At 72.6% G+C, this 19,262-nt stretch carries 14 protein-coding genes; 7 read left to right on the top strand and 7 right to left on the bottom strand.

Annotated elements, in window-relative coordinates; genetic code table 11:
• Positions 1-114: 114 nt before the first annotated feature.
• The 3 genes from ABT297_RS17240 to ABT297_RS17230 are packed head-to-tail and all read left to right on the top strand — an operon-like array spanning position 115 to position 2,954.
• Positions 115-885 (top strand): SDR family NAD(P)-dependent oxidoreductase, encoded by a 771-nt coding sequence (locus ABT297_RS17240; protein WP_350550090.1) that lies wholly within the window; start codon positions 115-117, stop codon positions 883-885.
• Between the two features lie 42 nt (positions 886-927).
• A complete protein-coding gene (locus ABT297_RS17235) occupies positions 928-2,154 on the top strand; it encodes a pyridoxal phosphate-dependent aminotransferase (RefSeq protein WP_350550087.1) in 1,227 nt (408 codons plus the stop codon).
• Positions 2,151-2,954, top strand: a complete 804-nt coding sequence (locus ABT297_RS17230) for a tryptophan 2,3-dioxygenase family protein (protein WP_350550085.1) — start codon at positions 2,151-2,153, stop codon at positions 2,952-2,954. Before ABT297_RS17235 ends, ABT297_RS17230 begins: the two co-directional genes overlap by 4 nt.
• Positions 2,955-3,044: 90 nt before the next feature.
• Here ABT297_RS17230 and ABT297_RS17225 read toward each other — a convergent pair whose 3' ends face one another.
• A complete protein-coding gene (locus ABT297_RS17225) occupies positions 3,045-4,451 on the bottom strand; it encodes a pyridoxal phosphate-dependent aminotransferase (RefSeq protein WP_350550083.1) in 1,407 nt (468 codons plus the stop codon).
• Between the two features lie 181 nt (positions 4,452-4,632).
• On the opposite strand from ABT297_RS17225, the gene ABT297_RS17220 reads away from it, so the two are divergent.
• The 3 genes from ABT297_RS17220 (at position 4,633) to ABT297_RS17210 (ending at position 10,558) form a co-directional block, all read left to right on the top strand.
• Positions 4,633-6,096: an alpha/beta fold hydrolase gene (locus ABT297_RS17220; RefSeq protein ID WP_350550080.1), complete on the top strand. Its 1,464-nt coding sequence runs from the start codon at positions 4,633-4,635 to the stop codon at positions 6,094-6,096.
• Between the two features lie 40 nt (positions 6,097-6,136).
• Positions 6,137-7,345 carry a cytochrome P450 family protein gene (locus ABT297_RS17215; RefSeq protein ID WP_350550078.1) on the top strand — a complete coding sequence of 403 codons (1,209 nt, stop codon included), beginning with the start codon at positions 6,137-6,139 and terminating at the stop codon, positions 7,343-7,345.
• A 165-nt stretch (positions 7,346-7,510) separates the two neighbouring features.
• Entirely contained in the window at positions 7,511-10,558 is a 3,048-nt protein-coding gene (locus tag ABT297_RS17210) for a non-ribosomal peptide synthetase (RefSeq protein ID WP_350550076.1), read from the top strand.
• An 80-nt stretch (positions 10,559-10,638) separates the two neighbouring features.
• On the opposite strand, the gene ABT297_RS17205 is transcribed toward ABT297_RS17210, so the two are convergent.
• Genes ABT297_RS17205 through ABT297_RS17190 form a run of 4 tightly spaced genes read right to left on the bottom strand, consistent with a single transcriptional unit; the run spans position 10,639 to position 16,026 of the window.
• The gene (locus ABT297_RS17205) at positions 10,639-11,382 is read right to left on the bottom strand and encodes a class I SAM-dependent methyltransferase (RefSeq protein ID WP_350550073.1); all 744 of its coding nucleotides are present in this window, start codon (positions 11,380-11,382) and stop codon (positions 10,639-10,641) included.
• Positions 11,379-12,575, bottom strand: a complete 1,197-nt coding sequence (locus tag ABT297_RS17200) for a thioester reductase domain-containing protein (RefSeq protein WP_350550070.1) — start codon at positions 12,573-12,575, stop codon at positions 11,379-11,381. Before ABT297_RS17200 ends, ABT297_RS17205 begins: the two co-directional genes overlap by 4 nt.
• On the bottom strand, positions 12,569-12,781 hold the full coding sequence (locus tag ABT297_RS17195; protein ID WP_350550067.1) for a hypothetical protein: 213 nt from the start codon (positions 12,779-12,781) through the stop codon (positions 12,569-12,571). The genes ABT297_RS17200 and ABT297_RS17195 overlap by 7 nt, the downstream gene beginning before the upstream one ends.
• Complete coding sequence (locus tag ABT297_RS17190) at positions 12,769-16,026, bottom strand: condensation domain-containing protein (RefSeq protein ID WP_350550065.1); 3,258 nt, start codon at positions 16,024-16,026, stop codon at positions 12,769-12,771. The genes ABT297_RS17195 and ABT297_RS17190 overlap by 13 nt, the downstream gene beginning before the upstream one ends.
• A 237-nt stretch (positions 16,027-16,263) precedes the next feature.
• Between ABT297_RS17190 and ABT297_RS17185 the strand changes: the two genes are divergently transcribed.
• Positions 16,264-17,001, top strand: coding sequence for a thioesterase II family protein (locus tag ABT297_RS17185; RefSeq protein WP_350550062.1), 738 nt, complete (start codon positions 16,264-16,266; stop codon positions 16,999-17,001).
• A gap of 95 nt (positions 17,002-17,096) precedes the next feature.
• Here ABT297_RS17185 and ABT297_RS17180 read toward each other — a convergent pair whose 3' ends face one another.
• A complete protein-coding gene (locus ABT297_RS17180; RefSeq protein WP_350550059.1) occupies positions 17,097-18,890 on the bottom strand; it encodes a non-ribosomal peptide synthetase in 1,794 nt (597 codons plus the stop codon).
• A 37-nt stretch (positions 18,891-18,927) separates the two neighbouring features.
• Positions 18,928-19,134, bottom strand: coding sequence for an MbtH family protein (locus ABT297_RS17175; protein WP_350550056.1), 207 nt, complete (start codon positions 19,132-19,134; stop codon positions 18,928-18,930).
• Positions 19,135-19,262 lie beyond the last annotated feature (128 nt).

Genomic DNA, 19,262 nt, shown 5'->3' with positions numbered 1-19,262 from the left:
ACGGCAACGCACCCGAAGGATTCGTCGAAGAATTCGGCGGGCCACACCCGCACGAGGGAAGCATCTGCGACAGATAGCGTGCGCGCCGACCGCCGCTCGCCCCACGTTGGTCGGGTGGGGCGCGAAGGCGAGAAGGCCGGTCCGGCCGGGATCGTGGCGGTCACCGGAGCCGGGTCCGGCATCGGACGGGCGGTGGCCGAGCGGCTGCTGAGCTCCGGCGACACCGTGGTCGCCGTCGGCCGGCGCGCGGCGTTACTGGACACGCTCGCGGCGGCGGCACCGGCCGACGGCGCGGTCGTGCCGGTGCCGATGGACATCACCGATCCGGCGGCGCCCGAACGCCTGCGCACGTTGGTCGCCGAGCGGTTCGGGCGCCTGGACGGCCTGGTGAACTGTGCCGGGCTCGCCCGCTTCGCGCCGCTGGAGTCGGCCCGCCTGGACGACCTCGACCGCATGCTGGCCGTCAACCTGCGTGCCCCGGCGGCGTTGATCCAGGCCCTCCTGCCGGCGCTCGTCGAGGGGCGCGGCAGCGTCGTCAACGTCACGTCGGTCGGTGGCGTGCTCGCGATGCCGGGACGGTCCTTCTACGGGGCGACCAAGGCGGCGATCAACAGCCTCACCCGATCGCTCGCGCGGGAGCTGGCACCGCGGGTGCGGGTCAACGCGATCGTGCCCGGACCGGTCGACACCCCCATGTACGACGACCTAGGGCTCGCCCCGGCGCAGACCCGAGCCCTGCGCGACGGGCTGCTGGACAGCACGCCCATGGCCCGATTCGGCCGCCCCGATGAGGTGGCCCGATGGGTACAAACGCTGCTCGACCGCGACATGTCCGGCTGGGTGACTGGCGCGCTGATCGCCGTCGACGGTGGACGGAGCGTGTGACCCACTGCTGGAGGTGACCATGAGTGAGGAGAAGGACTGTCGATGACCACGCTTGCCGTACAACCGCCCAGGTATCCGGTCGAACAGGTTCCCGAGTCCAGCCTGCACGCGGTGTTCCGGGCCGCGCAGCGCTGGGCGTCGCTGCACCACCGGGAGCCGATCGCCCTGCACATCGGCGAGCCGGCATACGACATACCGCCGGCCGCGGTCGAGGCCATGAGCCGCGCGCTGCGCGCCGGATCGTGCTCCTACACCAGCGCCGAAGGCATGCCGCAGCTGCGCGAGGCCCTGGTCGCCAAGCTCGCCGGACAGCGGATCGACGCGGACGTGGACCGGGTCTTCGTCACGCCCGGCTCCTGCCAGGGGCTCATGGCGATCGGCGCGGCCGTACACACCCCCGGGGCCGGCTGGCTGATTCCGCAGGTGCACTGGCCGATCTACCGCCAGCAGGGCATGCTCAACGGCTATCGAGTGACCGGCTACCCGCTCGGCCCCGGCTACCGCCTCGACGTGGCCGCGATCGCCCGGGCGGCGACCCCGGACACGCGGGTGATCGTAGTGAACAGCCCGGCGAACCCGACCGGTGCCATCGCCGACGCCGAGACCCTGCGGGACCTGCTCGCACTGGCCCGCGAGCGCGACTGGCTCGTCGTCGCCGACGAGGCGTACGAGGACTTCGCATACGACGCCCCGCACGTTTCCCTCGCCGCGTTCGAGGCGGACGTCGATCCGTACGACCGGCGGGTGTTCTCGGCGTTCACGTTCTCCAAGAGCTACGCGATGACCGGCTGCCGGGTCGGCTACGTGGTCGCCCCCAACGACATGTACGCCGGCCTGCTGCGCAAGGTCCAGGAGGGTGCGATCATCGCGCCGCCGACGCCGTCGCAGATCGGCGCGCTCGCCGCGCTCGACGCCCAGGACGCCGTCCGGGCCAACGTCGCCATGGTGCGCCGCTCCCGCGACGAGGTCATGCCGGGCCTCGTGGCCGCCGGCATCATCGACGCCCCGCCCGCCGGCGGCTGGTACGCGCTGCTGAACATCGCCTCGTCCGGGCTCGCCGCCGAGGCCTTCGCGGCCCGCCTGCTCGCCGAGCGCGGCGTGGCGGTGGCTCCGGCGGCCGCCTTCGCGCTGCCCGGTGACCCGAGCACCGAGCACGTCATCCGCATCTCGATGGCCGGGGACCGGGCGCAGCTGGCCGCCGGCGTCGACGCGATCGTGCAGGCGTGCCACGAGTGGGGTGCGGACCGGACGCCGGAGCGGCTGTCATGACGGGGCTCACCTACGCGGGGTACATCCGGGTGCCGGAGCTTCTGCAGCTGCAGCATGCGCGTTCGCGCGCGGACCGGCCGCTGAACCACTCCTGCGAGCACTTCTTCATCGTGACGCACCAGAGCACCGAGCTGTGGCTGTCGCAGATCCTGATCGACCTGGACGAGGCGAGCGCGGCGCTTGCCGACGGCCGCTACGCCGACGCCGTCGAGTGCCTGGAACGGTCGGCGGTCGTGCTGGACGTGATGGCGACGAACCTCGAGGCGCTGGCGTCCATGCCGCCCGGCCGGTTCGCCACGTTCCGCGGTGATCTCGGCAACGCCAGCGGCGCGCAGTCGGGTCAGTTCGCCGCCCTGGACCGCCGCCTCGGCCTGCGCGGCAGCGGGGACGCCCCGCTGCTGGAGGCGCTGCTGGAGGCGTGCGACCGCGAGGGCGTGACGGTGGAGGAGCTGCTGACGCCGACCGCGGCCCCCCACTCAGACCTCGCCCGCATCGTGCTGGTCATGCTCGACGTGTCGCGGAAGTCCTGGAAGTGGCGGGTGATGCACATCGAGCTGACCGCGAAGATGATCGGCCACCAGCGCTCCGGCACCGGCGGCACGTCCGGGACGGCCTGGCTGGCCGGCCGGCTCAGCATGCCCTTCGGCCGCCTGTGGGACGCCGTCTCGACGATCCAGCGCGAGGCGATGGCCGAGCCGCACGCCGGTCAGGCGAGCCGCGAGGAGCCGGCCTGCCCGTTCGCGCGAAACAACGGCCACCCGGCGACCGGGCGGCCGCGGCAGTTCGCTGCCCGGTCCTGACATCCGTTCCGAACCGCCGATACGCCCGACAACCACGCTGGGGTACGCGCGTCGCGTACCCCAGCGTCATGGTCAGGCGCGGCGCCGTCGTCAGGCACCCAGTGCGCGCAGGGCGCAGCGGGTGCGCAGCATGGTCTCCTCGAACCGGGCGGGCTCCATCGCGACCGTGAGTCTCGCCTCGAGCACGCCCTCGGAGTGCGGCCGGCGCAGCAGTCCGGCGTCGGCCACGAAGGTGCTCAGCGGGTGGCAGCTGACTCGCTGCGTGAACAGGCGCTCGCACTTCTGCCGGTCGTCCGGCACGGTCGGGCCGACCCGCAGCCCGACCACGCAGTTCATGCAGCCGGGCTGCTTGGAGTCCCACACCCAGTAGTCCTGCAGAATCTCGCGGGCGAGGCGGAAGTTGGATGCCACGGTCGCCCGCATCCGCCGCAGGTCCTCGGCGTGGGCGCGGTCGGTGCCCGTGACCGGCGCGCCGTTGGCGTGCAGCCGCGCCGAGCAGTTGAGGTCGGCCGACGCGGCGCTGGTCAGCAGCAGCGGCGGGCAGCCGCCGAGCGTCAACATCGAATGCGCGGCGACGATGTCGGCCGGTGCGACGAGGTAGCCGCTGCGCAGACCGCTCACCGCCCGGCGTTTCGACAGGCTGTCCACCACCGCGCAGCGCCCCGACGTGATCCAGTCGCCCATCGCCTGGCACGTCGCGGCGGGCATCGGGCTGCCCGGCACGGTGCTATCGGAGAGGATCTTGTCGACGACGAGCACGCCGCCGGTCTCGAGCGTCGCGACGCCGATCGCCTCGAGCTCCTCGGGCCGGTACAGCACCCCGGTGGGGTTGTTCGGCGAGGTCAGCAGCACGACGTCGAAGCGGTGGCGCTCCAGCGCGGCGAGCACCTCACTGGCGGAGGGCACGAGCGCGTACGGATCGGCCGACCACAGTTCGCGGAAGCTGAACTTCTCCTGCAGCAACGCCTGGAATATCAGCGGCACCTGCGGACCCAGCACGAGGGCGCGGCGGCGACCCTGCCGGCGCAGCGCGGCCAGCGCGATGTGGATGCCCTCATGCGCGCCGCTCGTCACGGCGACGTTGTCGCGGCCGATCCGCCAGCCGTTGACCGCGTTCTCGTAGTTGACGACCGCGTCGCGCAGCGACGTGTCGCCGAGCGGCCCCGTGTACGTGTTGATCTCCCAGTAGTTGGTGGGCCGGAACTCGCGCAGCGCGTCGATGAACATCCGCGGCGGGGTGAGCTGGTTCGTGCCCGACGACAGCTCGTACTGTCCGGCATACATGCCCTGGCTGTTGACGTACAGCGTGTTCTCCAGCCAGAAGTACAGGGTCGAGCGCCAGTCGATGCGGTCGACCTCGCGGCCGAGCGACGCGCCGGCACCGGATGCCGGCCGCGTCGGTGCCTGTGGTGGCCGCGCGCCATCCTCGACCGCCCCCGCCGTCCGCTCGCGCCACTCAGCCGGCTTGGTGGCCACGGTTCCCTCTGGTTCACGCACGACGCACTCCTCTCCGGTCGATGCCAGTGTGCCGACGCGCCGCGCGGCGGAAGCAGGGATCTGTTCGAACTCTGTTTCTTCGGCGGCTTCGGCCGCCAGGATGGCTAGCCTCCTGCTGAGAGCAATGTGTTCATCCGTGCCTCCGGACCGGCCGCCCGCCGGCCGGAGGGAGGAGGGAGATATGGCGTCACATCCTGTGTACCGTGCCTGGGGGCGCTCGGTGATGGCAGCCGCCGTCGCGGCGTTCACCGTCAGCGCCGGTCCGGCGGCGGCCGCGCCACCGGCCGGGGGTCCTTCGTGGACCGACTGCGGCGACGGGTTCCAGTGCGCCTCGGTGACGGTTCCGCTCAACTACGCCGACCCGTCGGCGGCCACCATCCACATCGGACTGTCCCGGCTGCCGGCCACCGGCGGGGCCGCGAAGGGCTCGATCATCGTCAATGCCGGCACTCAGAACGGCGGCGGCACCACGTTCGTGCGCGCGTTCCGGTCCGTGCTGAGCGGGCTCAACCGCGACTACGACATCGTCGGCCTCGACACCCGCGGCGTCGGCACCAGCGACCCGCTGGTGCGCTGCACCACCTACGAGGAGAACCGGCAGGTCGAGGCACCGCTGTCGGCCGCGCAGACCCGGGCCGACCGGGACCAGCGGGTCCGCGAGGCCCACGGGCTCACGGCGTACTGCCGTGAGCGCAGCGCCGCGCTGCTGCCGTACCTGAGCAGCACCACGTCGGCTCGTGACCTGGACCGGGTCCGCATCGCGCTCGGCGAGCCCGGCGTGCGCTTCATCGGCCTGTCCGGCGGTTCGATCCTGGGCCAGAACTACCTGAAGATGTTCCCGGACCGGGTGACCGCGATGGTGCTGGACTCGCCGTTCGACCCCGAGCGCTACATCAACGACCCGTTCGCCTTCGACATCGACCAGATGCGCGCCACGGAACACACGCTGGACACCTTCTTCCGCTGGTGCAAGGACACGCCGGCGCTGTGCGCGTTCGGCGGGGGAGACCCGCGCGGCGCGTTCGAGCAGCTGCTGGCCAAGACCCGGCAGAACCGCATCGACCACCCCGGCCGGTGGGACATCGTCACCGATGGCTCGCTGATCGACTACATCAGCGGGGCGATGCTGTTCCCGCAGGGCTGGCCGGACCTGAGCCAGGCGCTGGCCGCGATGCAGGCGCAGCCGCTGCCGACGGTGCAGCTGCCCACCGGCGATGACCGCGGGTTCGCCGAGTACTACTCGCAGGCCTGCCTGGACCGGGCGCTGCCGAGAACGCCGGAGCCCTACGACCGGCAGCTCGATGCGTCGCTGCGGGCCACCCGGTACCTGGGCGGCCGGTACGGCTACGCCGAGATGAAGTGCGAGGCGTGGCCGGTCACCGCGGCGGAGCGGACCAGCGAACCGTGGCTCAACCCCGGCCGGCGGCCGGTGCTCGTGCTGTCCGCGACCGACGACCCCCTCGCGCCGTCCCAGGGCGCGCTGCAGGTGGCCGCGCGCCTGCAGGCCGACGCGGTGGTGCTCAACGCCAGCGGCCACCTGCAGCTGGGCCGCACACCGTGCGCCGACTCGACCGTGCAGGCATTCCTGTCGACCGGCCGGGCACCGCGGTTCGGGCTGTGCTCAGTGCCGCTGCCCGGTCACTGAACCGCCGCCGGACGTCCTACACGCACACGAAGGGAGCATCGTGACGGCTCGCGTCGAGCAGCATCCACTGTTCACCCGCGACTTCATCGTCGATCCCTATCCGGTCTACGCCTACCTGCGTGACCACGAGCCGGTGTCGAAGGCGCCCTCACCGCACGGCTTCGACATGTGGACGCTCGCCCGGTACGACGACGTGAAGCAGTCGCTGACCGATCCCCGCCTCAGCCGGGATCTGCGGCGGGCGCCGCCGGGCGTGGTGGAGTACACCGGCGGCAGCGATCTGCTGACCAACAAGAATCTGCTGTCGGTCGACCCGCCGGACCACACCCGGATGCGCAAGCTCGTGCAGTCCGCGTTCACCGGGCGGCGGGTCAAGGAGCTGGAGGGCTGGATCGAGGATCTGGTCCAGCGGATCCTCGACGGCATGGAGGGCCGCGAGCAGGTCGACCTGGTGCACGCGTTCGGCTTCGCGTTGCCGTTGACGGTGATCTGCCGGCTGATGGGCATCCCGGTCGCCGACCGGCCGAACTTCCGGCGCTGGATGGACGGCCTCGTCATGTCGGGAGCGGGGCAGGCCGCCCGGGACCGGCTGCGCGAGTCGCAGCGGAACCTGGCGGTGTACTGCCAGAGCCTCATCGAACGCAAGCGTAGAGAGCCGGCCGACGACCTGGTCACCGTGTTGGTCCAGGCCGTGGACGAGCGCGACTCGCTCAGCACCGAGGAGCTGATCGGGGTCATCTTCCACCTGCTCATCGCGGGTCACGAGACCACGGTGGCGTTGCTGTCCACCAGCGCCATGCTGCTCGTGTGCCATCCCGAGCAGCGGGCGAAGGTGGAGGCCGATCCGTCGCTGTGGCCGGCGGCGGTGGACGAGATGATGCGGTTCGAGTCGCCGCTCGGGGTGTCGCTAGCGATCAGTACCGAGGACCTGGAGTACAGCGGCACGACGATCCCGAAGGGCGAAGTGGTCGCCAGCCTGCTCGCCTCGGCCAACCGCGACCCCCGACGATTCGCCGACGCCGACCGGTTCGACGTCACGCGGACCGACTCCCAGCACCTCGGGTTCGGCGCCGGCATCCACCGGTGCGTCGGTGCGCTGCTCGCGCTGACCGAGGCGCGGATCGCCCTGCCGGCGCTGCTGGCCAGGTTCCCGGAGATCCGGCTGGCGGTGCCGCGGGAGGAGCTCAGGTGGATGCCGACGCCGCTGTTCCGGCAGTTGCAACAGCTGCCGGTGCGGCTCGGCGGCTAGCCCGCATCGACGCGTCCTGCGGCCCGCGAATCCCCGGGCCGCAGGACGCGGGTCCGGGACGGGCACAGGTCCGGGAAAGAACTGTTGTCCGGCGCACCGGCGCCGGCAAAGACTGGCAGACGAGGCCGAGGTGAACCTCGACAGACTATTCGGGCGGTTGCTCTGATGACGACGACATCCGTTGACATGTTCGCTCAGCCAGACCTGGCGGCCCAGCAACGCTCGCCGCGGCCGGTCGACCTTCCGACGAAGTTCGCGCGCTTCGCGGCCGTGCACCCCGACGCGGTTGCGCTGCGCTGGAACGGCCGGCCGTGGTCCTTCGCGACCCTGGCCCGACGCGCCGAGCGCTACGCGGCCCTGCTGCGCGAGCGCATCCCGCCCGGCGGCTGGCTCGCGCTATGCGCTGGCCGCAGCCCCGAGATCGTCGCGCTCGTCCTCGGCGCCTTCCAGGCGGGCCGGGCCGTGGTACCGCTGGAACCGGAGCACCCCGTGGCGCGGCTGCGGCTCACCCTCGAGGACGCGAGGCCGGCGCTGCTCGTCACCGACCATACGGCGGCGCGTGAGCTCACCCTCGGCTACGAGGCCGACAAGGCGCTGCTCGACGAACTGGCCGCCGAGGCCGTGCTGTTCGACACCGGCGAGCGGCTCGCGCCGGACGAGAACGACATCGCGTACGTCATCTACACCTCCGGTTCCACCGGGCAGCCCAAGGGCGTCATGGTGCAGCACCGGCAACTGGCGCAGTTCGCCCACATCATGCGGGTCGAGGAGCCCGCCATCCGGGCCGGCGACACGGTGCTGTCCGTGGCCAGCCTCGCCTTCGACATGATGCTGAGCGACATCTTCGCGCCCCTGGCCAACGGCGCGACGGTGGTGCTGCTACCCGGCGGCACCCGGCAGCGTGAACCGTCGGTGCTGCTCGAGTGCATCGAAACGCATCAGGTCGACACCGTCTGCGCGACCCCGTCGCTGCTGCAGATGCTGGTCCTGGCCGGCCTGGGCACCGACAGGCGCCGCCGGGTCCGGGCCATCACCGGCGGCGAGGCGCTCGGCCGTGAGCTGGCCGCCACGCTGCTGCAGCGGTGTTCGCGGGTGTACCAGGGCTACGGGCCCACCGAGACGACGGTGTTGTGCTCGTTCCATCGCGTCGAGGACCCGGGCTATCTGCCGCTGGGCAAGCCGTCGGCCGGCACGACGTACTACCCGGTCGACGAGCAGCTCGACATCGTGCCGTTGAACGTGCGCGCCGAGCTGGCCATCGGCGGGGACATGGTGGCGGCCGGCTACCACAACCGTGCCCGGCTGACCGCCGAGCGGTTCCGGCCCGACCCGTACGCCGACGTGCCGGGCACCCGCTGCTACCTCAGCGGCGACCTGGTCCGGGTCGACTCCTCGGGCGGCGCCATGTTCGCCGGCCGCAAGGACACCCAGGTGAAGATCCGCAGTCACCGGGTCGAGCTCGGCGAGGTCGAGGCGGCGCTGCTGCGTCAGCCGGGCGTCCGGCAGTGCGTGGCCACCGCCGCGCCGGACCACTCGGGCAACACGGAGCTGGTGGCCTACCTCGTCGGCGATGCCGATACGGCCGAGCTGCGCGCCCGGCTCCGCGACGAGCTGCCCTCGGCCATGGTGCCAAGCCGCTTCCTGATCGTCGAGTCGATCCCGCTGACCGTCAACGGCAAGCCCGACCGCGACGCGCTGCTCAACACCGGCCCGGCGGAGCAGGCGCAGCCAGACAGCGCGCCCGTCGGCGAGCTCGAAGCGCCGATCGCCCAGATGTGGGCCGACGTGCTCGGCGTCGAGTCGGTCGGCGCCGATGACGACTTCTTCGACCTGGGCGGGCACTCGCTGCTGGCGATGGAGATCGTCGCGCGCATCCGCGGCGAGTTCGGCGTCGACCTGCCGGTCTGGGAGCTGTTCACCGTGCCGACCGTCCGCGCCTGGGCGGTCGCCCTGGCCGAGGCGATGCTCGTCGGCACCGGCGACGACGCCGGCACCCGCTCCGCCCCGGTCACGTTCGCCCAGGCGGCGTTGTGCGTCGCCGAGCAGGTCGTGCCCGGTGTGACCGCACCCGGCCTCGTGGCCGCCGCCCAGCTGCTCGGCCCCGTCGACGTCGGCGAGCTGCTCACCGCGCTGCAGACCGTGCTGGACCGGCACGAGATGCTGCGGGTCCGGTTCGAGCTGCGCGGCACCGACTCCGTGCAGATCATCGAGCCGTCGACGGAGATCGACTTCGAGGAGGCGGTGACCACCGGCCCGGCCGACACGCTCGCGACCGTGCGCCGGTGGGCCGAGCGGCCGTTCGATCTGGCGGCCGGACCGCTGTTCCGGGCGCTGCTGGTCGAGGAGGCGGACTCCGCGCGGGCGCTGTACCTGTCGTTCCACGACGCGATCTGCGACGCGGCCTCCGCCGCGATCGTCCTGTCCGACCTGGCCGCCGTCTACGGCACCGCGCTGCCCGGCGCAACCCCGCAGGCGTCGGCGGACGCGGCGGCGGCCGGCGATGCGGTGGCGGACGGTGCCCGGATGAGCTTCACCGACCTCGCCCGGGCGCAGCGGGGCCAGGGCAGCGGTGCGGCCGTGGCGGAGCTGGTCGGCCAGTGGCGCGCCCGGCTGCCGCGGGCGGCCACCCGGCGCACCGGCTCCGACCACAGCACGGCCACCCGGCGGATCACCCTCTCCGAGGAGCAGTACGCGCGGCTGCGCAAGACGGCCGAGCAGCACGACATCGACCTCGCCGCGCTGCTGCTGGACCGGCTGCACGCCGCGACCGGCGCCCAGGTGGGTGCCCTCGTGCTCGGCGGTCGCGGTGACGGCACGCAGCACCTCGTCGGGCCGCTCGCCTCGACGCTGCTGGTGCCCTTCACCGGCACCGGGCCCGACAATGTCCGCGACGACGTCGCGTGGGCGCTGTCGCACGCCGTCCCGGCCGAGATGCTGGCCCTGCAGCCGCACGGTGGTGAGCGGCTGCGCTCCGTGCCGGACGTGGTGGTCGCCGCGCGGCCGCCGCAGGCGCCGATCACCTGCGCCGACCGGCGCACGACGCTCGTGCCGCTGCGACCGGCGTGGCCCGACGGGCCGTCGCCGGCGCGAACCGGCGTGGTCGCCTCACTCGAGTTCGTCGACGAGCCGAGCGGCGAGCTGCCGCTGATGGTGCAGTACCGGCCCGACCTGCTCGACGAAGCGGCGCTCGAGCGGCTGCTGGGGGACCTGTGACCGGACCGCGCCGACGTCAGGACGGCCAGCCGATCGATCGGCTGGCCGTCCTTCGTTGTTGCCGGGTCGTCGCGCGTTCGTCAGGACCGCTGTACCTCGCGCTGGAACACGCTGATCTGCCGGCTGCTGTCGCGGGTGAAGGGGGTCTTGTCCCAGCCGCTGTACCGCCGGACCAGGCGCAGTCCGGCCAGCTTGGCCATCAGGTCCAGTTCGCTGGGCCAGAAGTAGCGCAGCATCACCGGGAACATCTGGATGCCCTGCTCCGAGACGATGATGGTCTGGGTGCGGATGCGCTGCGTCGAGGCGTCGTGCATGGCCGCCTCGATGAAGACCCGGTTCCGCTCGACCCCGCCGGTGTTGAGCGTGCGGCCGGCGCTGTCGGAGCGGGCGAGGTCGGGCAGGTCCGTCTCGATGACGAGCGTGCCGTCCTCCGCCAGGTGCTGTGCCGCCAGCTGTACCGCCCGGAGCTGCTCGTCCTGGGTGACCACGCAGAACAGCGAGTTGAACACCGCGTACATAAGATCGAACTGGCCCTCCACCGGCATCTCGGTGAAGCTGCCGAGCACCACGTTCACCTTCGCGCCGTCGCTGCGCGAGCGCAGCCGGGTCAGCATCCCGGGAGAGTTGTCCAGGCCGGTCACGTCGAAGCCCCGCAGCGACAGCGGGCAGGCGATCCGGCCGGTGCCGACGCCGAGCTCGAGGATGCGTCCGGCGCCGGCGTGCTCGGCGAGGAAGTCCACCGCCTGCGCGGTGTCGGGCAGCGCGGAGGTCAGGTCGTCGTAGTACGGCGCGACGTGGTCGTAGTCGGAGGCTGAAGCACTCACCGGAATCCTTCCGTCGTCGGGGCGGGAAGCTCGTTGCGCCGATAGCCGGTGCGCAGGAACGTCTGGAACATCGGCTCGGTCAGCCGGGGCGGGGTCATGCCGTGCTGGGCGAGGATCTCCGCGGTCTCGGGGGAGTGCAGGTTGACCTGGGCCTCGCCGGGCAGGCCGCCCTGGGGGATGACCGACGCGATCGCCTGCACCGCCCGGGAGCCCCGGTCGGCGTACTGGCGCAGCCGCTCCCGCCATGCCGGGAACGCCATCGTCGGCAGGCGGTACCCGGCCCGGCGCAGCCAGCTGAAGACGTCGGTGTACGTGACCTGGCCCGGCGGCAGGATCTGGTACGGGCGGTACCCCTCGCCGGGCAGCCCCGCGAGCAGCAGGCAGGCCTGGGCGATGAGGTCTACCGGCAGCCAGCTCGTCGGTGCCCGCATCAGCGGCACCGCGCCCAGCTCCAGGCAGGCGCAGACAACCAGCCAGGCGTAGTCGTTCGGGTTGGACACCCCGGTGCGGGAGTGCCCGGCCAGCGCGCCCATGCGAACGGTCCGCACGTCGACGCCGCGGCGCGCAGCCTCCTCGACGAGCCGCTCGGCGATCCACTTGCTCTTGGTGTAGCCGGTCGTCATCGCCTCGAACGCGCCGAGCGGCGCCGGGTCCGGCAGCCACTCGCCGTCGCGGGCGTTGATGTCGATGGTCGACAGCGTGGAGATGTGACAGATCCGCTTGGGGCGGCCGGTCACGGCCATCCGCAGCATCTCCACGGTGCCGCCGACGTTCGCCGCCCGGACCTGTTCGAAGGGGAACGCCAGGTTCACGAAGGCGCCGCTGTGCAGCATCAGCGACACCTCGTCGCGCAGCCGGGCCGCGTCGGGCGGCGCGAGGCCGGCACCGGGCTCGCAGAGCTCGCCGCCGACCGCGCGCAGCCGGTCCCGCCACGACTCGTCCCACAGCTCGGCCTCGATCAGCGCCCGGCGCAGCCGCTCGTCGGCGCCGCCGGTGCCCGGGCGCACGATGCAGTACACCGTGCGCCCCGGCCACCGCGCGAGCACCTCGCTCACGAGGGCGCTGCCGAGAAAGCCGGTCGCGCCCGTCACGAGGACCGCGCCCGAGTCGGGCTCGGGCGGGCCGGAGGGCTCGATGTCGGCGGGCAGCTGGAGGTACGGCCGGAAGGCGGCGGGTACGTCGGCCGCTACCACGGCTCGTCCCACGGGTCGGCGGGCGGCGACGGCGGCGCGTCGACCGGCTCCGGCCGCGGCGCCACAAGCGGCTCGACCGGCGCGCCCTGGGCGGCGTCCGGCGCCGGCCGCGGCCGGTCACCCGCGCCGCCGCCGGCGGCCAGGGAGACGACGAGAAGCTGCTGAAGGTCCTCGCCGGAGAACTGCGGTGGAACTACTGTGCGCACAACGGTCCCCCTTCCAGGCAGGGCTGTTCGTCCAACCGGGCGGTGCCGTCGCCGACGAGACGGCGCAGCGCGTCCAGGACGTCGTCGACGATCCGCCGGGCGGTGTCGGGCTGCCACCGGCCGGAGCGGTACTTGAGCGTCAGTTCCAGCCGGTCGGCGGTGTGCAGTACCGACAGCTCCAGATCGGTGCTGGCCGAGTCGTGCGGCACGATCTCGCCGCCGTCGACCCGGCAGCCCTCCAGCTGCAGGCCCGTGCGGTCGGAGAAGACGTTCAGCACCAGGTACCGCCCCTGGCCGCTGGCGATGACATGCTGCTGGCCGATGCTGGCCAGGGCGTCGCTGACCGGCACCGACTGGTGCGCGTACGCGTCCAGGGTGACCTGCCGGCTCTGGGCCACGAGCCCGTCCCACGTGAGGTCCGGTGTGAAGCGGAACCGCAGCGACACGAGGTTGACGAAGGTGCCCATCACCCTCGTGTCCGCCTCGTCGCGCCGGTTCTCCGCCGGCGACATGAACGTCACGTCGTCGCTGCCGGCCCACCGCCGGGCGGTCGCCGCCACGGCGGCCGCGATGACCACGAACGGGGTCGTCCGCTGCCGGCTCACGTATGCCTCGAGCGCCCGTACCAGTGCCGCGTCGGCCTCGGCCGTCGCGACCGCGCCGCGGAAGTCCACGGCGTCGCCGGGATCGCGGTCTGCCCGCAACTCCACCGCGCGCATGCCGCGCAGCTGCTCGCGCCAGTACTCCAGCTCGGCGCGCCCGGCCGGCGACCTCCGCCGGCGCTGGTCGCGCAGGATCGCGCCGCGATACCCCTCGGCCGGGTCGAGCCGGGCCGGCACCCCGGCGACCTGCTCCCGGTAGTACGCGCTGAGCTCCGGCAGCATCACGCGGGTGACGCCCCAGTAGTCCATCACCAGGTGGTGGAACGACAGGAGCAGCTCGAAGCGCTCGTCGCCGATGAACACCACGACACATCGCAGCAGCGGGGGCCGGCCGATGTCGAACCCGGTGGTCGCCTCCCGTTCCGTGAGCCGCCGGGCGCCCTCGGCGTCGGTGCGGTGCACGGCGAGGCGCAGCCGCACGTCGTCGTGCACCCGCCGGCAGGCGTTCAGCGCCTCGTCGGCGCCGTACGTGGTACGCAGGATCTCGTGCCGCGCCACGACCCGGTTCAGCGCCTCCTCCAGCGCGACCAGGTCGAGCGGACCGGCGCCGCGCACGCGGAGGGTCATCGTGTTCACCGAGCTGCCCGGCGCGAACTGCTCCATCAGCCAGAACGGCTGCTCGTGGCCGGACAGGACGGTGACCGTCGCGGGGTCGTCGGGCTCGTCCGGCGGCAGCTCGGCGTCGAGGGCGCCGAGCTCGCTGTCGGGGAGCTGCTCCAGCTCGGCCAGCACCTGATCCAGCACCGGGAACTGCGCCTCAAGTTCGCCGGCGAGCTCCGCCAGGACCGGGTGTTCGAAGACGATGAGCAGCGGTATGTCGACGCCGAACTCCTCGCTGAGCCGCTGGACGAGGCGCGCCGCCAGCATGGAGTGGCCGCCGGCGAGGAAGAAGTCGTCGTCCGGTGCGACCTCGTCGTGCTCCAGCAGGTCGCGGCAGACCTCGACGAGGTGCCGCTCCACGCGGGAGCCGCTGGTGGCCGAGGCGTCGCGGACGGACTGCCGCTCCTCGGGCCGCCGCCACCGCAGCCGCCCGTCGGGAAGCCGGCGCGCCCGGATGCCCGGCATCGCCCGGCCGTTCACCAGCAGGTCCCCTTCGACGCCGACCGGCGCCGGCCGGCCGGTGCGCTCGAGCACCACCGCCGCGCCCGACAATGCCGAGACGAAGCCGTCATCGCCGAGCCCGCACCATTCCCCGTCGCAGTCGACCGTCGCGCCGGCCGGGGGCGCAGCGCCGCGATCCGTGAGTGCCGGTTCCCCCGGCGGCTGGACGGGCCACCCGATGGGCAGCTCGTCGACAGGCGCCTCGGGCCGCTGCATCGCCGCTTCGAGGAACACACCGAGCTGGCCCAGGAACGTGCGGACGGTCTGCTCGTCGTAGAGCGCGTCGTCGAACTCGGAGCTGCAGACGACGTCGTCGCCGACCCACTCCAGGTTCACCAGCAGGTCGACCCGGGAACGGGTGCGCGGCAGGCGGGCCGGGTGCAGGACGCAGCCGTCCAGCACGTCGCCGCGGAAGCTCAGCGGTGGCGCGTTGAACACGATCTGCACCAGGGGCGAGCGGGTCGGGTCCCGCCGGGCGACGACCCGGCTGACGACCTCGCTGAACGGCACGTACTGGGCCTCCTCAAGGCCGAACGCCGTGTCCCGCGCCTGCTCGATCAGGTGGAGGAAGGTCGTGCCCGGCCCGGTCCGCGCGCGCACCGGCACGAAGCACGAGAACGGCCCGATGGCCTCCTCGAAGCCCTCCGGCCGGCCGCCGGTACCGACGCCGAAGACCATGTCGTCCAGCCCGGTGTACCGGCGCAGCAGGCCCGTCATGCCGGCGAGCAGGACGTGAAACGGCGTGGCCCGGTGCGCGGCGGCGAACCGGCGCAGCGGCGCCACCGCGGCGGCCGCGAAGTGCGCCTCGGTCAGCCGGCCGTGGGTGCTCTTGACCGGCGGCCGGGGGCGGTCGGTGGGCAGCTCGGCGCTGGTCGGGCGGCCACCCTCGGTCAGTTGCGCGACGAGCTGCGGCAGCTGCTCGTCGACCCGTCGCCGCTGCTCGTCGCGCGCCGTCCAGGCGATGAAGTCGGTGTAGGTCCGCTCCACCGGCGGCAGCGCCGGCTCGCGACCGGCCAGCAGGGCCGCGTAGACCTCGCCGAGCTCCTCGAACAGCAGCGCCAGGGAGCCCGCGTCGATGATCGCGTGGTGGAACCCGATGACCAGCAGGTGCCGCCCGCCCACGCGGGCGAGTAGGCGGCGCACCGGAGGCCGCGCGGTGATGTCGTACGGCTGCTGGATCAGCTCGGCCGCCCAGGCCAGCGCCTCCTGCTCGCCAGCGTGCTCGACGACCTCGAAGGAGACCTCCGCCTCCGGCGCGACGTGCAAGGCCAGGTCGCCGTCGTGAACGTCGAAGGTGTAGCGCAGGGCGTCGTGGCGCCGGGTCAGCAGGGACCACGCCCGCTGCAGCACCTCGACCCGCAGGTCGCCGTCAATCCAGAACGCGATGTCCTCGTTATAGATGGCCGCGGCCGGGTCCATCCGGTCCACGACCCACATCTGCTTCTGCACCGGCGCGGCGGGAAGAAGAGCGGTCGTCGTCACGGCGTCACCTCGCAGGGTGCGGCGGTGGCCGCGGCACTGTGCCAGATCGTCATCGCCTCGGCTCCTCGAACATGATTGTTGTGCGGCGGTCGGAAACGTGCACCGGATCGACCGTAGAAAATCGGCCCGCCGTGGTACCGCACCGGCGACACGAGCGTGAAAGAGGCGCCGGAATTCCTTTCGTCGACCTGTCATCGGCTCGGGAGCGCTCAGCCGCACCGGGCTACGTTGCGTAACGTGGCGAAACATCGAGATCCGCGGAAATGGCTGTTCGGAAAGGTCCCGGACGAGGCCAGCGCGCTGGTGTTCTGCTTCCCGTACGCGGGCGCGGGCGCCGCGTCGTACCGGCGCTGGCCACGCACGATCAAGGCGGGCGCCGTGGCGGCGGTGCAGCCGCCGGGTCGCGAGAACCGGTTCGCCGAGCCGCCGTTCCCGACCCACCGGGAGTACGGCGCAGACCTGGGGGCGTTCCTCTCCCCGTTCACCGATCGCGACTATGTCTTCTTCGCGCACTGCGGCGGGGTTCCGTTCGCCCTGGAGACCGCCCTGTGGCTGGCCGAGCACGGCCGGCGCCCGCCGCGCAAGCTCGTGGCGTCGTCGTGGGGTCCGCCCCACAAGGACCTCTACGGCGGCCTCAACAAGGTCGACATCGAACGGCACGATTTCGTCGCCGAGATCCAGGAGGTCCAGCGCGGTCTCGGCAACCCGGACATGCCGGTGGAGCTGGCGCGCATCGGCGCCACCGTGCTCCGGCAGGAGGTCGAGGTGCACCGTCCGTGGCGCTACGACGCCGCCCGGCGCGTGCCGTGCCCGGTCGTCGCGGTGGCCTGGGAGGACGACGACGTGGTGCCGCCGGCCGAGGCGGTCGACCCCGCGTGGAGCGAGGTCGCCGACACCGAGTTCCGCACGCTACCGGGCAACCACTGGGCATTCGCGTCCTGCCCCGAGAGCCTGCGGCTGCTTCTCGCCGAGTGACCGGCGGCGTGGCCCCGGCCACGCCGCCCCAACGCCGGATCGCCCGGCACGACCACGGTGCCGATGGTCGTTCCGGGCGATCGTCGTGCGGTGGTTCAGCCGCCGTTGAGCCGGCCGGCCAGCTCGACCGGTGTCGGATGCAGCAGGACCTCCTTCGCCGACACGGACTGCCCGAGGCGCCGGCTCAGTTCACGCGCGGCGCGCGCCGCCAGCATCGAGTCGCCACCCAGCAGCAGGAAGTTGTCGCCGGGGGCGACGGACTCCACCTTGAGCAGCTCGGCGAAGACCGCCTCGACGACCGCGGTGGCACCCGTGGCCGGCGACGGCACGACCGTGTCCGGGTGCGGCAACGCCAGCCGGTCAAGCTTGTCACCACGGTTGCGCGGCAGCCGCAGCAGTCGGATGAAGGCGGCCGGCACCATGGCGGCCGGCAGGAGCTCGACCAGCGCGGCGCGCAGCACGCCGTCGGTCACCGCGCGGTCGGTGACGACGTAGCCCACCAACTGCTGGCGCCCGGAAGCGGTGTCGACCGCCGCGGCGGCGGCCTCCCGCACGCCGGGGCACGCCAGTAACGCCCGCTCCACGTCCGCCATCTCGACCCGCACGCCGTTGATCTTCACCTGTTCGTCGATGCGGCCGCGATGCTCCAGCAGGCCGTCCGGGCGCACCCGGACGAGGTCGCCGGTGCGGTACAGCCGGGCGCCCGGGGTGCTCGCCTGCGGGTCGGGTAGGAACTTCTCCGCCGTCCGGCGCGCCGAGACGTAGCCGATGGCGATCTGCTCGCCGCCGACCAGGAGCTCGCCGATGGCGCCGGGGGAGACCGGCTCGTCGGTGGCCGGGTCGACCACGCGCCAGGTGACGCCCGGCCAGATCCGTCCGATGGGTGGCGGACCGCTGCGGTCCGCCTCGGTCGCCGTCGCCGACGTGACCCGCTTGTCCCACGGGATGACCGACGACGTGACGATGTTGACCTCGTTCGCGCCGTACCAGTTGCCGACCTCGAACGGCAGGTCGTACCGGCCCCACTCGCGGACCCGGTCGCTGCCGGTCAGCATCAGCCGCAGCGCCGAGCGCGGCCATTCCAGCCGGGCCATCGCCTCGGCGAGCGGCGCGACGGCGAAGAACTGCGTGACGCCCCGTTCGCGGATCCACACCGCCAGCTCCTCGGGCGCGGCGACGATCTTCGGAGCCGGAATCGACAGCCGGGCGCCGGCCGCGAGGAACGGCCAGATCACCACGCTGACCGAGACGTTCGTGTGCGCCGGAAACAGCCACGCGCCGTGGTCCTGCGCCGTGATGCCGTGCAGGCGCTGCTGGGTCTGCGCGGCGTAGGACCACGTCCGGTGCGGAACCAGGACGAGTTTCGGCTCGCCGGTCGAGCCCGAGGTCTGCACCAGGCAGGCGAGATCCTCCTGGCCGATGCGGGGGAAGCGCACCGGTCCGGCATCGTCGACCGGCGGCTGCGACGGGCAACCCGGCGCGCACTGCGCCGGCCCGGCCGAGCGCGCGTCCGGGCGCACGGCGATCACCGCGACCTCGGTGGAAAGGGCAGGCTTGTCCTCGTGCGTGATCAGCGCCACCGGTCCGGCGACCTCGATGAACCGGCTCAGCCAGCGGCGCGGGCCGTCCACGTCGAGCATCAGCGAGCCCGCACCGGCCCGCGACACGGCGAGCAGTGCCACGACGAGCGCGCAGCTGCGCTGCATGTGCACCGCCACCACGTCGTTGCGGCGCACCCCGCGGCGGATCAGCTCCGCCGCGAGGTCGTCGGTGCGGTCCACCAGCTGCCGGTACGTCAGGCTGGTGATGTCGTCCTCGACCGCGACGGCGTCCGGCGCCTCCGCGGCGCGCTGCGCGATCGTGTCGTGAATGGGAGAGAAGTGCTCCACGTCGCTGCTCCCATGTGCTCGGGTCCCAGGTGTTCAATCAGGCGTGCGTCAGCCGCTTGCGGACGCTCAGCGGGCGCATGTCCGTCCACACCCGCTCGATGTGGTCCAGGCAGGCGTCCTTGGTCCCCCGCGTCCCCTCAGCGCGCCACCCGCTGGGCAGGGGCTTGTCGCCGAGCCAGATGGAGTACTGCTCCTCGTCATTGAGCACGACGAGGTACTCCCGGGCGTCGTCGGTCTCGCTCATCGATCTCCTCCCGTCAATGCGGTGTCCGTACCTGCACGGTAGGTGCCGCGCTCCGGCCGGCCGGCGGGCGATGAAGGGTGCCGGACAGATCTGGACATGTCCGCGAAAGACCTCTGGCGAGACGGCGC

The organism is Dactylosporangium sp. NPDC000555 (assembly GCF_040300025.1).
Taxonomy (GTDB): domain Bacteria; phylum Actinomycetota; class Actinomycetes; order Mycobacteriales; family Micromonosporaceae; genus Dactylosporangium.
This window is presented reverse-complemented; position numbering and strand designations above follow the sequence as displayed.

Coding starts and splice junctions, on each gene's coding strand:
- ABT297_RS17235 (WP_350550087.1), top strand. CDS start 928: ATGACCACGCTTGCCGTACAACCGCCCAGGTATCCGGTCGAACAGGTT.
- ABT297_RS17230 (WP_350550085.1), top strand. CDS start 2,151: ATGACGGGGCTCACCTACGCGGGGTACATCCGGGTGCCGGAGCTTCTG.
- ABT297_RS17220 (WP_350550080.1), top strand. CDS start 4,633: ATGGCGTCACATCCTGTGTACCGTGCCTGGGGGCGCTCGGTGATGGCA.
- ABT297_RS17210 (WP_350550076.1), top strand. CDS start 7,511: ATGACGACGACATCCGTTGACATGTTCGCTCAGCCAGACCTGGCGGCC.
- ABT297_RS17175 (WP_350550056.1), bottom strand. CDS start 19,134: ATGAGCGAGACCGACGACGCCCGGGAGTACCTCGTCGTGCTCAATGAC.